General features: G+C 55.8%; 13 protein-coding genes. 7 read left to right on the top strand and 6 right to left on the bottom strand.

What is annotated here, in order from left to right; all coding sequences use genetic code 11:
* Nucleotides 1-14 precede the first annotated feature (14 nt).
* Complete coding sequence (gene tesA, locus C5523_RS20985) at nt 15-641, bottom strand: multifunctional acyl-CoA thioesterase I/protease I/lysophospholipase L1 (protein ID WP_125125191.1); 627 nt, start codon at nt 639-641, stop codon at nt 15-17.
* Here tesA and ybbA point away from each other — a divergent pair.
* The 6 genes from ybbA to C5523_RS20955 all read left to right on the top strand — a co-directional run bounded on the left by ybbA (nt 609) and on the right by C5523_RS20955 (nt 8005).
* On the top strand, nt 609-1295 hold the full coding sequence (gene ybbA / locus C5523_RS20980; RefSeq protein WP_071195803.1) for a putative ABC transporter ATP-binding protein YbbA: 687 nt from the start codon (nt 609-611) through the stop codon (nt 1293-1295). The genes tesA and ybbA overlap by 33 nt on opposite strands.
* The gene (ybbP, locus tag C5523_RS20975) at nt 1292-3706 is read left to right on the top strand and encodes a putative ABC transporter permease subunit YbbP (RefSeq protein ID WP_108701906.1); all 2415 of its coding nucleotides are present in this window, start codon (nt 1292-1294) and stop codon (nt 3704-3706) included. Before ybbA ends, ybbP begins: the two co-directional genes overlap by 4 nt.
* Before the next feature lie 182 nt (nt 3707-3888).
* Nucleotides 3889-5034, top strand: a complete 1146-nt coding sequence (locus C5523_RS20970; RefSeq protein WP_071195943.1) for a porin — start codon at nt 3889-3891, stop codon at nt 5032-5034.
* Between the two features lie 408 nt (nt 5035-5442).
* Nucleotides 5443-6279: a MetQ/NlpA family ABC transporter substrate-binding protein gene (locus C5523_RS20965; RefSeq protein WP_071195801.1), complete on the top strand. Its 837-nt coding sequence runs from the start codon at nt 5443-5445 to the stop codon at nt 6277-6279.
* Between the two features lie 57 nt (nt 6280-6336).
* Nucleotides 6337-7353, top strand: coding sequence for a virulence-associated ABC transporter ATP-binding protein SfbB (gene sfbB / locus C5523_RS20960; protein ID WP_071195800.1), 1017 nt, complete (start codon nt 6337-6339; stop codon nt 7351-7353).
* Nucleotides 7346-8005, top strand: coding sequence for a methionine ABC transporter permease (locus tag C5523_RS20955; protein WP_108701905.1), 660 nt, complete (start codon nt 7346-7348; stop codon nt 8003-8005). The genes sfbB and C5523_RS20955 overlap by 8 nt, the downstream gene beginning before the upstream one ends.
* An 87-nt stretch (nt 8006-8092) precedes the next feature.
* Here C5523_RS20955 and purK read toward each other — a convergent pair whose 3' ends face one another.
* The 4 genes from purK to ppiB all read right to left on the bottom strand — a co-directional run bounded on the left by purK (nt 8093) and on the right by ppiB (nt 11032).
* Complete coding sequence (purK, locus tag C5523_RS20950) at nt 8093-9160, bottom strand: 5-(carboxyamino)imidazole ribonucleotide synthase (RefSeq protein ID WP_071195799.1); 1068 nt, start codon at nt 9158-9160, stop codon at nt 8093-8095.
* On the bottom strand, nt 9157-9666 hold the full coding sequence (purE, locus tag C5523_RS20945; protein ID WP_041852432.1) for a 5-(carboxyamino)imidazole ribonucleotide mutase: 510 nt from the start codon (nt 9664-9666) through the stop codon (nt 9157-9159). Before purE ends, purK begins: the two co-directional genes overlap by 4 nt.
* Before the next feature lie 146 nt (nt 9667-9812).
* Nucleotides 9813-10535 (bottom strand): UDP-2,3-diacylglucosamine diphosphatase, encoded by a 723-nt coding sequence (lpxH, locus tag C5523_RS20935; RefSeq protein ID WP_079498654.1) that lies wholly within the window; start codon nt 10533-10535, stop codon nt 9813-9815.
* 2 nt (nt 10536-10537) lie between these two features.
* A complete protein-coding gene (gene ppiB, locus C5523_RS20930) occupies nt 10538-11032 on the bottom strand; it encodes a peptidylprolyl isomerase B (protein ID WP_041852430.1) in 495 nt (164 codons plus the stop codon).
* 174 nt (nt 11033-11206) lie between these two features.
* On the opposite strand from ppiB, the gene cysS reads away from it, so the two are divergent.
* Complete coding sequence (cysS, locus tag C5523_RS20925; protein ID WP_041852429.1) at nt 11207-12592, top strand: cysteine--tRNA ligase; 1386 nt, start codon at nt 11207-11209, stop codon at nt 12590-12592.
* Between the two features lie 69 nt (nt 12593-12661).
* Here cysS and C5523_RS20920 read toward each other — a convergent pair whose 3' ends face one another.
* Nucleotides 12662-13186 carry a metal-dependent hydrolase gene (locus C5523_RS20920; RefSeq protein WP_071195797.1) on the bottom strand — a complete coding sequence of 175 codons (525 nt, stop codon included), beginning with the start codon at nt 13184-13186 and terminating at the stop codon, nt 12662-12664.
* Nucleotides 13187-13214 lie beyond the last annotated feature (28 nt).

Genomic DNA, 13214 nt, shown 5'->3' with positions numbered 1-13214 from the left:
GCGTCCCTGATAAATCAGGAGTCGTGATTAACTAATGGAGCCAACCGGGTCGCCATCCAGTCGGCAATAAAAGGCTGAGCGTCACGGTTCGGGTGGATCCCATCATCCTGCATCCATTGGGGTTTGAGATAGACCTCTTCCATGAAAAACGGCAACAGAGGAATATCAAACTCTTTGGCGAGCTTAGGATAGATGGCGCTAAATGACTCAGTATAACGGCGTCCATAGTTGGCGGGCAGCCGTATTTGCATCAGCAAGGGTTCGGCGTTTGCGGCTTTTACCGCCTGCAAAATGGTACGCAGCGTTTGTTCCGTTTGTTGGGGCGCAAAGCCGCGCAGACCATCGTTACCTCCCAGCTCAATCAACACCCAGCGAGGCTGATGCTCTTTAAGCAGCGCGGGTAAGCGTGCCAGCCCCTGTTGCGAGGTGTCGCCGCTAATGCTGGCGTTGATGACGGGCGGTTTTTGTTGCCACTTCTCGTTGAGCAACGCAGGCCAGGCGGTATTGGCCGCCATGCGATAGCCCGCGCTCAGGCTGTCTCCCAGAACCAGTAACGTGTCCGCAGCGGCGGCACGCAGGCTAAACAGAAGCAAAAACAGGAAGGCCAAATGCCAGCGGAAAACATTGTTGAAGTTCATCATCTTAAGAAGTCCGTCGGTCAGGGGGAGCATGAACTTTCCATCCTCACCGGAGTTGAGCTTGTTGTCAAACGGGCGCAAACCATCGCCCTGATTGGTGAATCAGGCTCGGGTAAGTCAACACTGCTGGCGATTCTTGCCGGGCTTGATGATGGCAGTAGCGGCGAAGTGAACCTGCTGGGCCAGCCGCTTCACGCGATGGATGAAGAGGCGCGGGCAAAGTTACGTGCCGCGCACGTCGGTTTTGTTTTCCAGTCTTTTATGCTGATCCCCACCCTGAATGCGCTGGAAAACGTCGAGCTTCCGGCGCTGCTACGGGGGGAAAACAGCGCGCAGAGTCGTGCCAGTGCTAAAGGGCTACTGGAAGAGTTGGGGCTGGGGAAACGTCTCGATCACCTTCCCGCGCAGCTTTCCGGCGGCGAGCAACAGCGTGTGGCGCTGGCCCGTGCGTTTAATGGTCGCCCGGCGCTGCTGTTTGCCGACGAACCCACCGGCAACCTCGACAGGCAGACCGGCGATAAGATTGCTGATTTGCTCTTCTCGATGAACCAGCAATATGGCACCACCCTGATTCTGGTCACGCACGATCCTCAACTGGCGGCGCGTTGCGACAGGCGTTTACGTCTGGTGAACGGCGAACTGCGGGAGGAAGCATGATCGCCCGCTGGTTCTGGCGCGAATGGCGCTCTCCTTCATTGCTGATTGTCTGGCTGGCGCTAAGCCTGGCGGTGGCCTGTGTGCTGGCGCTGGGCAATATCAGCGACCGGATGGAAAAAGGATTAAGCCAGCAGAGCCGCGAGTTTATGGCTGGCGACAGGGCGTTGCGCAGTTCACGTGAAATTCCGCAGGCGTGGCTGGAAGAGGCGCGAAAAGAGGGGCTTAAAGTTAGCGAGCAAATCTCATTTGCCACGATGACCTTCGCCGGTGACACACCACAACTGGCAAACGTGAAAGCGGTGGATGACAGTTATCCGCTCTATGGCGACCTGCAAACCACGCCGCCTGCGGTCAAACCGCTGGCTGGAACGGTGCTGCTGGCTCCACGGTTGATGGCGCTGTTAAACCTGAAAACCGGCGACTCGATTGATGTGGGGGATGCCACGCTGCGTATCGCCGGGGAGGTGGTGCAGGAGCCAGATTCCGGTTTTAACCCGTTCGAAATGGCGCCGCGATTATTAATGAATACGGCGGATGTGGCGAAAACAGGAGCGGTACAGCCGGGAAGCCGCGTCACCTGGCGGGTAAAATTTGCCGGGACACCCGCACAACTGGAGGCCTACGAAAAATGGTTACTGCCGAAGCTTAAGCCGGAACATCGTTGGTATGGCCTTGAGCAGGATGACGGCGCGCTCGGCAAGTCATTACAGCGCTCCCAGCAATTCTTGCTGCTGTCGGCGTTGTTAACCCTGCTGCTGTCAGTCGCGGCGGTGGCTGTCGCGATGGGGCACTATTGTCGCAGTCGTTACGACCTGGTGGCCATTCTCAAAACGCTGGGGGCGAGCAGGTCGCAGTTACGCAAATTGATCATCGGCCAGTGGCTGATGGTGCTCGCGCTGTCGTCCATCACCGGTGGCGCGATGGGGCTGTTGTTTGAAAAAATCCTGCTGATCTTGCTCAAGCCGGTTCTGCCGGTGGCACTCCCTGCCGCCAGCGGCTGGCCGTGGCTCTGGTCGATTGGCGCCATGCTGGTGATTTCGTTGCTGGTGGGGATACGGCCCTGGCGCTTGCTGCTGGCAACGCAGCCTTTGCGGGTATTGCGGCGTGACGCTGTCGCCGATGTCTGGCCGCTGAAATTTTATATTCCCGTTATCAGTATCGTGTCTGTGTTGCTGCTGGCCTGGCTGATGGGGGCCAGCATGCTGTTGTGGTCGGTGCTGGCGGGGGCGGTGGTCCTGGCATTGCTGTGCGGTGTAGTCGGCTGGCTGCTGCTGCGGGTAATGAAAAAGCTTACCCTCAAAACATTGCCGCTGCGTCTGGCGGTCAATCGTCTGCTGCGCCAGCCATGGTCGACGCTGAGTCAGTTATCGGCTTTCTCGCTGTCATTCATGCTGCTGGCAATGTTGCTGGTGCTACGTGGCGATCTGCTCGACCGCTGGCAGCAACAGCTTCCACCGGAAAGCCCGAACTATTTCCTCATTAATATTGCCCCGGAGCAGGTCGAACCGGTGAAAGCGTTTCTCTCTGAACACCAGGTGGTAACCCAGGCGTTCTGGCCTATCGTGCGTGCCCGACTGACGCAGATAAACGGTCAAAGTACGGAAGGGAACCCGGATGAGGCGCTGAACCGCGAATTGAATTTGACCTGGCAGGGGGCGGATGCAAACCACAACCCGGTTACCGCGGGCTCCTGGCCACCAAAACCCGGTGAGGTCTCGGTCGAAGAAGAACTGGCAAAACGCCTTAAGCTTAAGCTCGGCGACAGCGTGACCTTTATGGGTGATACCCAGGATTTCAGCGCTAAAGTCACCAGCCTGCGCAAAGTGGACTGGGAAAGTCTGCGTCCCAACTTCTTCTTTATTTTCCCGCAGGGGGCGCTGGACGGACAGCCGCAAAGCTGGCTGACCAGTTTCCGCTGGCAGAATGGCAACGGTATGTTGACCCAGCTTAACCGCGAGTTTCCCACCATCAGCCTGCTGGATATTGGCGCTATCTTAAAACAGGTTGGTCAGGTGCTGGAGCAGGTGAGTCGGGCGCTGGAAGTGATGGTTGTGTTGGTCACCCTGTGCGGCGTGCTGCTGTTGCTGGCCCAGGTGCAGGTGGGGATGCGCCAGCGTCATCAGGAACTGGTGGTGTATCGCACGCTCGGCGCCGGCAAGCGACTGTTACGCACCACGCTGTGGTGTGAATTTGCCCTGCTCGGGCTTGTCTCCGGGCTGGTGGCGGCGATCGGTGCGGAAACGGCGCTGGCGGTGCTGCAAACAAAAGTCTTTGATTTCCCCTGGGAGCCGGACTGGCGGTTGTGGTTAACGTTACCGCTGTGCGGCGCCGTTTTGTTATCCGCATGCGGTGGCTGGCTGGGCACACGGCTACTCAAAGGGAAAGCGCTGTTCCGCCAGTTTAACCAGTAAAATCATGTCATTTTGATTACACGTCGGTTAAATAATCGGCGTGTATTTTTTTAAGTGCACAAATTGCTAACTACCTGATTTTTAAGCGCACAAAGTACGAAAAACTCGACAACATGGCGTGCTTAATCGGCGTTAATATTCAGCTGGCAACTATTTGGCTGCTTATTAACCAAGGAAACAGCATGGCACATAAAATAAAAGCGCTGGCGATAACGATCGGCGCGGCACTGGCGATGACCTCATTTGCAACGCAAGCAGAGATCACGCTGTTGAAACAAGATCCGCAGGCGGGCGATCCGTTAAGCCGTCTGAATTTCACCGTGGGCGGCAGTATTCGTCCGCAGTTCAATATGATGACGGGAGATGGGGATAAAGGCTCTTACAAACGTAACGGCTTCGACGGCGGTACCCGTTTCCGCTTCGCCAGTGATTACTATCTGTTTGATGACATCAGTTGGATTAACTACTACGAGCTGGGCGTCAATATTCCGGCGGTGTTTGACTGGGATAACCACTATGCAAAAGGTGCCCACGACACCACGCGCCGTATGCTCTATACCGGACTGAAAAGCAAAACCTGGGGGACATTAACCTACGGTCAGCAAAACAGCATTTACTATGATGTGGTAGGGGCGAAAACCGATATCTGGGATTACGACATGATCGGTCAGGCGCCGGGTAACGGTATCAACGGCGACTATGATGGCTCTTATCGCTCACGCAATATGCTGAAATATAAGAATACGTTCGGGGATGCAGATCTTTACGCCTCATATCTGTTCGATGATAACGAATATCTGCCGGGTAACGGTCTGCGTTACAAACGTAAAGGTGGTGGCTCGCTGGGCCTGGATTACCATCTGACTAACACCCTGACATGGGGCGCGGCCTGGAACTATACCCGTGCCGAAATGCGCAATCCGGGCAATGACGACAGCAAAACGTACGACCAGAATATTCTCGGTACTGCGCTGAGCTGGACACCGGATAACTGGACCTTCTCCGCTGGCGGCGGGTGGTATCAGAACTTCCTGCTGAGCAAGAAAAACACGGTTCACAATTACTTCGCGGGTGATGCGTGGGGCGTTGAATATTTCGCCGGTTATAAGATCCCGGTTAATCAGTACGCTGTGAAATCTGTCCAGCCGTACTTTATGGGCGATCGCATCGAATACGTGAATGGACGCAACTATCAGCGTATCGATAACGGTGTAGGTATCAGCTTCCAACTGGATTATGGTTTCCGCGTGGATTACGAACACGTGTTTACCTCCAGCACCGACGATCTGGGCGATATGAACCTGGTGCGTCTGCGTTACGACTTCTAAAATTCCAGGCATTTGGCTATCTGACTTGCCAGTTTGAACCCGGCAGTGCTCGAAACCCCACGTACTGCGTGTCCGTTCCGGTTTCTGCGCGCTGTCCGTGTTCAACCTGCCTGCGCCGATAAGGCCAACTGACCCGGAATTAGCGTCCTGCACTTCTGCTTAGCAAAGATCTCACTTTGCTTATCTAAAAAAAGCATAAAGGAAGGCGACTGAATTTCGCTTTTCTTTATGCTTCATCGCCTTAGCTTTGCAAAATCTCCCATCATTCAGTGACATACTTCACAACAACATGAATTTATTTCAATTACCGCTGCGTTATGTTTATGCCATCTTATCCCTGTAATGAATATGGAGCGCGCCGCGTCGACGGTGCGCCACACAGCAGACACACTTCGTTAGGGAGAATGTATGGGACGTCGTCTCGGTTTACGTGCCACCGTTGGGGCGCTACTTCTGGCATGCGGTTTATCTTCCGCGCAGGCCAATAGCGATCCGCACACCATAGTCTTCGGCGTTGCGCCGGGGCCATACGGCGACATGGTCAAACAGGCCATTGAGCCGTCACTGAAAGAAAAAGGCTATAAAGTCGTGGTGCGCGAATTCAGCGACTACGTGCAGCCGAATATGGCGCTGTCGAATGGCAGTATTGATGCCAACCTGTTCCAGCACTCGCTCTATTTCGATAAATTCACTGCGGATAAAGGGCTGAAGCTGACCAAATTGATCACCGTACCGACGGCGGGCATGGGCTTCTATTCCCACAAAATTAAAAGCCTCGATGAGCTGAAAAAAGGCGACATCGTTACGCTGTCCAACGATCCGACTAACCTGGCCCGTGGCCTGCGTTTCCTGAAATCGCTGGATCTGATCACTATTAAAGACAATATCGATCCGACCAAAGCCTCTGAACGCGATATCGCCAGCAACCCGAAAGGGCTGGTGTTTAAACCTCTGGAAGCCGCACAGTTGCCGCGTACGCTGGATAGCGCCACCGCAGCCCTGGTCAACGGTAACTTCGCTATTGCCGCTGGGCTGGATCTTTCTACTGCGATCAAGCAAGAACATCTGGATGAGAACCTCAAAAACATCATTGCGGTACGCAGTGAAGATGCGGATAAACCCTTCGCCAAAGACATTGTTGAGGTCGTGAAATCTCCGGCTTACCGTGCGGTGATTGACGATCCGAAAAATGTTTACGGTGCCTTCCAGAAACCGGAGTGGATGACTGCCGCTGATAAAAAGTAAAGGCAGCGCTGGGTTAACAGGCAGGCTGCGGCCTGCCTTTTGCTATTTGAGGGACACATGATTGAGATAGATAAGGTGTGCGTGGATTTTCCCGCCGTACGGGGAGCGAAACCCATGCGTGCCGTGGACAACGTCAGCTTGCGTATTGCGCCCGGTGAGATTTTTGGCATTGTTGGCACCAGCGGCGCGGGGAAAAGCACTCTGCTGCGTACGTTGAATGCCCTGCAACGCCCAAGTGAAGGCTGCGTCAAAGTGAACGGCGTGGCGATTTCAAAAATGGAAGGCCTGACGCTGCGTAAAGCCCGTCAGCGTATCGGCATGATCTTCCAGCACTTCAACTTGATGCATACCCGCACCGTCGCGCAAAACGTGGCGTTCAGCCTGAAAGCGGCGGGGTGGGATCGCAGCAAAATCGCCCCGCGCGTCACGGAAATCCTTGAACTGGTGGGGCTGGGCGACAAAGCAAACCGCTACCCGGTACAACTGAGCGGCGGGCAGAAGCAGCGTGTCGGTATCGCCCGCGCTATCGCTAACCACCCGGACGTATTGCTGTGCGATGAACCGACTTCGGCGCTGGATCTGGAAACCTCGGCCACCATTCTCGAACTGCTCAAGCAGATCAACGCACAGCTCGGTATCACGATCGTGCTGATCACCCATGAGATGAACGTGATCAAATCCATCTGCGATCGCGTGGCGGTCATGTCCGGCGGTAAGGTGGTAGAAACCGGCGATGTGTTTGATATTTTCGCCCATCCGCAGCATGCCTTTACTCAACAACTGGTTTCACGCACGTTAAATCTGACATTGCCGGACCGTCTGCGGGAGCACCTGCCGGGGCAATTGTTGAAAATCCTGTTTATTGGCGATTCTGCTGAGCAGCCGGTTCTCTCCGATGCGGCCATCAACTTTGGTGTGGCGGTTAATATTCTGCACGGGAAAATCGAGTATATCGGTGAGCGCGCGCTCGGCATTTTGGTGGTGCAACTTACCGCAGAAGACCCGGCTGTTGTCGAACAGGCGGTAGACTACATTCGTAACCGTACCGCTCAGGTGGAGGTGATCCGTGGATAATTTACTGGCCGATTTGAGCCTCGCGTTTGGTGAAACCTTCCAGATGCTGAGCATCTCAACGGTGCTGGCGATCATCGGTGGCCTGCCGCTGGGGTTTCTGATCTTCGTGACCGACCGAAACCTCTTCTGGCAAAACCGCGCGGTCTATCTCATCAGTTCCGTGCTGGTGAACATCATCCGCTCCGTGCCTTTTGTCATCCTGCTGGTTCTGCTGCTGCCGTTAACTCAGTTTTTGCTTGGCAACACCATCGGGCCGATTGCCGCATCGGTGCCGCTGTCCGTGGCGGCGATTGCCTTCTATGCCCGTCTGGTGGACGGCGCGTTGCGTGAAGTGGACAAAGGCATTATTGAAGCGGCGGAAGCCTTTGGCGCCAGCCCGATGCGCATCATCTGCACGGTGCTGTTGCCGGAAGCCAGCGCGGGCCTGCTGCGTGGGTTAACCATCACGCTGGTGAGCCTGATCGGTTACTCGGCGATGGCGGGGATCGTGGGCGGTGGTGGTGTCGGTGACCTGGCTATCCGTTACGGTTACTACCGCTACGAAACCAAGGTGATGATTGTCACCGTGGTCGCGCTGATTGTGCTGGTGCAGGTCGTGCAAATGCTGGGCGACTGGCTGGCACAAAGGGCGGACAAGCGCGACAGGCATTGAGATGTTCCCGGATGGCGGCGTGACCGCCTGATCCGGGCAACAAGCTGAACCCTGGCCCCGGCAAGCGCAGCGCCGCCGGGGAGCCCGTCAGGCAAGTTTTGCCTGTGCCCAGGCGATGCCGCTGGCATACTCCGGCGGCAGCAGAGGCACCAGCGCTTCCAGCGTCGCGCTCAGTCGGGCGGTGTCGCTGTCATTCAGGTTAAGGTGCCCCACCTTACGGCCCGGACGCACCTCTTTGTCGTACCAGTGCAGATGCACCAGCGGCAGTTTTAACCAGTCATAATTCAAATCGCTGCCGATCAGGTTCACCATCACCGACGGGCTGTTAACCACCGGTGGCGGCAGCGGTAAATCCACCACCGCGCGCAGATGCAGCTCAAACTGACTGATAGACGCGCCGTTTTGCGTCCAGTGGCCGCTGTTGTGCACACGTGGCGCCAGTTCATTGATCAGCAAGCCCGCCGGGGTCACAAAGCACTCCATTGCCATCACGCCCACATAATTCAGCTCGTGCATAATGGCAGAGAGCATACTTTCCGCTTGCTGTTGCTGGCGCATGTCGGCCTGCGGAAAGACCACGCTGGTGCGCAGAATACCGTCCTGATGCAGATTGTGAGTCAGCGGATAGAACACCGTGCTGCCGTCATGGCCGCGTGCGCCCACCAGCGATACCTCACCGGAAAAATTGATACCCTGCTCAACGATGCATTCGCCGTAGCAATCCTCCGGCAATTGTTCCGTTTCGTCTGCACGCAGACGCCACTGACCGCGGCCGTCGTACCCGCCCACGCGGCGTTTGACAATCGCCAGCTCGCCCAGCGTATTGAAGACCGCAGGCCATTCGCTTTTGTCTGCCAGCAACTGCCACGGTGCGGTGGCAAGCTTAAGTTTGTCGAACAACTGCTTTTGCGTCAGGCGGTCGGCAATAATCGGGAACACATCGCGATTCACAAACGCCGGATGACGCGCCAGCTCGCGGGTCAGCGCGGTTTCCGGCCAGCGTTCGATCTCTGCGGTAATCACGCTCTGGGCGAACGGCACCGCTTCCGGGTCTGCATCGAGCCCCACGGGCCACACGGCGATGCTCAGCGGTTCGCCTGCCTGGCGCAGCATCCGACCAAGCTGACCGTTACCTAAAATGCAAACCTGTTTCATGCAACACCCCGTGGATCCGGGTTTTCCAGCACTTCATCGGTCTGGGCGCGGCGGAAGTCGGCCAGGCGCTGATGCAGTTCGGCGTCGTGCTGGGCCAGAATTTGCGCGGCCAACAGGGCGGCATTCGCGGCCCCGGCTTTGCCAATGGCCAGCGTACCGACCGGAATACCGCGCGGCATCTGGACGATAGAGTAGAGGCTATCCACACCGCTCAGCGCGGCGCTCTGTACTGGCACACCCAGCACCGGCACTAATGTTTTCGCTGCAATCATCCCCGGCAAGTGCGCCGCGCCGCCTGCACCCGCAATGATCACCTGAAAACCGTTCTCTTCGGCGCTTTCGGCAAAGCTGAACAGTTTATCGGGGGTGCGGTGAGCGGAGACGACTTCAACGTGGTGCGGGACATTCAGGATATCGAGAATTTCGGTGGCGAACTGCATGGTCGCCCAATCGCTTTTCGATCCCATGACAATGGCGATACGCGCCGGTTGGTTAACAGAAGACATGCGTTAAGAAAACTCCTGTGGGTGTGACTACGGACAGCTTTTGAGGGCACAAAGAATAGCACGGAAAACGGGCAAGGAAAACGGTTGCGTGGCGATGAATGCTGCAATCCGCTGTTGCGGAGCATGCGCATCAGCGGTTCAAATTCTTAGAACGGAAAAGGGATCAGCTCGACGTCGTCTGCGGTCACTTTCACCATAGAGCCCTGGGTGTGCCAGGCGCCGAGGACAACGCGCATGGCGGGTTTACCGTTTGCGATAAGCTCGTGCACGTCCGGGCGATGAGTATGACCGTGAATCAGGCACTGAACCTGGTGTCTTTCCATCGCGGCAACCACTGCCTGCGGATTAACGTCCATAATGGCCAGCGATTTGCTACTGTTGGCGGCTTTGCTTCCCGCGCGCATTCTGGCTGCGATACGTTGGCGAACAAACAGCGGCAGGGCAAGAAACAGCCTCTGTAGCCAGGGCTTGTGGACTTTGGCGCGAAACGCCTGGTAGCCTGCGTCGTCCGTACAGAGCGTGTCGCCGTGCATAATCAGCACCTTGCGACCATACAGATCGAGCACTTTCTCTTCCGGCAGAAGCTGCATGCCGCTTTCGCGCGCATAGCGTTGGCCGAGCAGGAAGTCGCGATTGCCATGGATGAAGTAACAGGGCACGCCACTGTCGACCAGCGCCTTAATGGCGGCGGCGATGTCACGGTGCAGGGGAGTGGGGTCGTCGTCGCCAATCCAGGCTTCGAACAGGTCGCCCAAAATATAGAGCGCGTCAGCCTGTCGGGCTGTGCCTGTCAAAAAACGCAGAAAACCGGCGGTGATCGCCGGTTCTTCTGTTTGCAGATGAAGGTCTGCGATAAAAAGTGTCGCCACGATTACTCGCTGACGGTCACGCTTTCAATCACGACATCTTCTTTCGGCACGTCCTGATGCATACCGCTGCGGCCGGTAGGAACGGCTTTGATTTTGTCTACCACGTCCATGCCTTCAACCACTTCGGCAAACACACAGTAGCCCCAACCCTGCAGGCTTTCGCCAGAGAAGTTCAGGAAGTCGTTATCCACGACGTTGATAAAGAACTGTGCAGTTGCGGAGTGCGGAGCCTGAGTACGCGCCATTGCCAGCGTGCCACGGGTGTTTTTCAGGCCGTTGTTAGCTTCGTTTTTGATCTGGTCTTTGGTTGCTTTCTGATGCATGCCCGGCTCGAAGCCGCCGCCCTGGATCATAAAGCCATTAATGACACGGTGGAAAATGGTGTTGTTGTAAAAACCTTCACGGCAGTAGTCCAGGAAGTTTTTAACTGTTTCAGGCGCTTTATCATCAAAAGTTTTGATTACGATGTCGCCGTGATTAGTGTGGAAAGTAACCATTTTTGCATCCTGTTCCGGTAGAGTAGTGCGCAGACCCGACTGTGGGTCAGTGATAGTCGCTTGTTATAGCATAACCGGGAGGTTGGATCACCTTGCAAAGTGTGCTGCTTCGGGATTGAATTACAGGTAATATATGCGTTTTTCCGTTCCACACACGTCTACATGGAATCTTCGATGTTAAAAATCTTCAATACACTGACGCGCCAAAAAGAGGAATTCAAACCTATCCATGCCGGGGAAGTCGGCATGTACGTGTGTGGTATCACTGTTTACGATCTCTGTCATATTGGTCATGGCCGTACTTTCGTGGCGTTTGATGTGGTCGCTCGCTACCTGCGTTTTATCGGCTATAAGCTGAAATACGTGCGCAATATTACCGATATTGACGACAAAATTATCAAACGCGCCAATGAAAACGGCGAAAGCTTTGTGGCGCTGGTTGACCGAATGATCGCGGAAATGCACAAAGATTTTGATGCCCTCAATATTCTGCGCCCGGACATGGAACCGCGTGCGACGCACCATATCCATGAGATCATCGAAATCACTGAACAGTTGATCGCGCGTGGTCACGCCTATGTTGCTGACAATGGCGACGTGATGTTCTCTGTGCCGACGGACCCGAACTACGGTCAGTTGTCGCGCCAGGATCTCGACCAGTTGCAGGCGGGGGCGCGCGTAGACGTCGTTGACGTGAAGCGTAACCCGATGGACTTCGTGCTGTGGAAGATGTCCAAGCCGGGCGAGCCGAGCTGGACCTCGCCGTGGGGCGAAGGGCGTCCGGGCTGGCACATTGAATGTTCCGCGATGAACTGCAAACAACTGGGCAACCATTTCGATATTCATGGCGGCGGTTCTGATCTGATGTTCCCGCACCATGAAAACGAAATTGCCCAGTCAACCTGCGCCCATGACGGCGAGTATGTGAACTACTGGATGCACTCCGGCATGGTGATGGTCGATCGCGAGAAGATGTCCAAATCGCTGGGTAACTTCTTTACCGTCCGTGATGTGCTCAAATATTACGACGCCGAGACTATTCGCTACTTCCTGATGTCCGGCCACTATCGCAGCCAGTTAAACTACAGCGAAGAGAATCTCAAGCAGGCGCGTTCAGCGCTGGAACGTCTGTATACCGCGCTGCGCGGTACCGACAGGTCTGTTGCGGCGGCCGGTGGCGAGGCGTTTGAAGCGCGCTTTGTTGAGGTCATGAACGATGACTTCAACACGCCGGAAGCCTATTCGGTGCTGTTTGATATGGCGCGTGAAGTGAATCGCCTGAAATCAGAAGATATGGCGGCGGCGAATGCGCTGGCCTCGCATCTGCGTAAGCTCTCTTCTGTACTGGGGCTGCTGGAACAGGATCCCGATGCGTTCCTGCAAAGCGGTGCGCAGGCAGACGATAGCGAAGTGGCTGAGATTGAAGCGTTGATTCAACAGCGTCTGGATGCGCGTAAAGCGAAAGACTGGGCAGCAGCAGATGCGGCGCGTGACCGTCTTAATGAGATGGGTATTGTGCTGGAAGATGGCCCACAGGGTACGACCTGGCGCCGTAAGTAATTACTGCTCCTGAGGGGAACGCGATGTTCCCCTTTCCCCACAGCGGATAAGGCGGTTACGCCGCCTGAGTTATCGGGACCGCCAGTGCCACAGCACGCCCATCAGAATGAGCCCGGGCACCCACACCCACAGCAATTCCGAAATGATCACCTGATGCCCGTAAGGCGTCATATACCGCGACAGGGCGAAAGGCGCGACCTTAATCACCTGCCAGGGCGCAAAAAAGCGTTCATCTGACCACGGCCAAAGCCAGCCGACCCCTTTGCCGCCGGTGGTAATCGAATCCAGCAAACTGTGCGACAGCAATGAGACGGTCAAAAAAGCCCAGCAGCGCATCAGGCTCGCTTTAAACCAGCGTCGCCCCAGCCATGTCACCAGAATCGGCACTACAAAGGCGAATAACAGCGAATGGGTGAAGCCGCGATGACCAAACACATTGCCGTACGCCACGCCAAATTTGAATGCCAGCACATCGGCATCCGGCAACATCGCAAGGGCAACGCCTGCCAGCAATAATCCCCTGGGAATCACCTTATTGCCCAGTCCTAATCCAAGGCAAAGTGGCACGGCGGCGTGAGTAATAACGGTTGGCATTGTCAGTCCTTGAACAAAAGAAAAGAGT

It is taken from the genome of Phytobacter sp. SCO41 (assembly GCF_003073275.1).
Classification (GTDB): Bacteria; Pseudomonadota; Gammaproteobacteria; order Enterobacterales; family Enterobacteriaceae; genus Phytobacter; species Phytobacter diazotrophicus.
Note: the sequence above shows the minus strand (reverse complement) of the source record. Positions and strands in the feature narration are given on the sequence as shown.

Excerpts from the sequence above, each read along its gene's own strand:
- C5523_RS20970 (WP_071195943.1), top strand. The coding sequence starts at position 3,889 with ATGGCACATAAAATAAAAGCGCTGGCGATAACGATCGGCGCGGCACTG.
- ybbP (WP_108701906.1), top strand. The coding sequence starts at position 1,292 with ATGATCGCCCGCTGGTTCTGGCGCGAATGGCGCTCTCCTTCATTGCTG.
- tesA (WP_125125191.1), bottom strand. The coding sequence starts at position 641 with ATGATGAACTTCAACAATGTTTTCCGCTGGCATTTGGCCTTCCTGTTT.
- sfbB (WP_071195800.1), top strand. The coding sequence starts at position 6,337 with ATGATTGAGATAGATAAGGTGTGCGTGGATTTTCCCGCCGTACGGGGA.
- C5523_RS20965 (WP_071195801.1), top strand. The coding sequence starts at position 5,443 with ATGGGACGTCGTCTCGGTTTACGTGCCACCGTTGGGGCGCTACTTCTG.
- ybbA (WP_071195803.1), top strand. The coding sequence starts at position 609 with ATGCCAGCGGAAAACATTGTTGAAGTTCATCATCTTAAGAAGTCCGTC.
- C5523_RS20920 (WP_071195797.1), bottom strand. The coding sequence starts at position 13,186 with ATGCCAACCGTTATTACTCACGCCGCCGTGCCACTTTGCCTTGGATTA.
- cysS (WP_041852429.1), top strand. The coding sequence starts at position 11,207 with ATGTTAAAAATCTTCAATACACTGACGCGCCAAAAAGAGGAATTCAAA.
- ppiB (WP_041852430.1), bottom strand. The coding sequence starts at position 11,032 with ATGGTTACTTTCCACACTAATCACGGCGACATCGTAATCAAAACTTTT.
- purE (WP_041852432.1), bottom strand. The coding sequence starts at position 9,666 with ATGTCTTCTGTTAACCAACCGGCGCGTATCGCCATTGTCATGGGATCG.
- purK (WP_071195799.1), bottom strand. The coding sequence starts at position 9,160 with ATGAAACAGGTTTGCATTTTAGGTAACGGTCAGCTTGGTCGGATGCTG.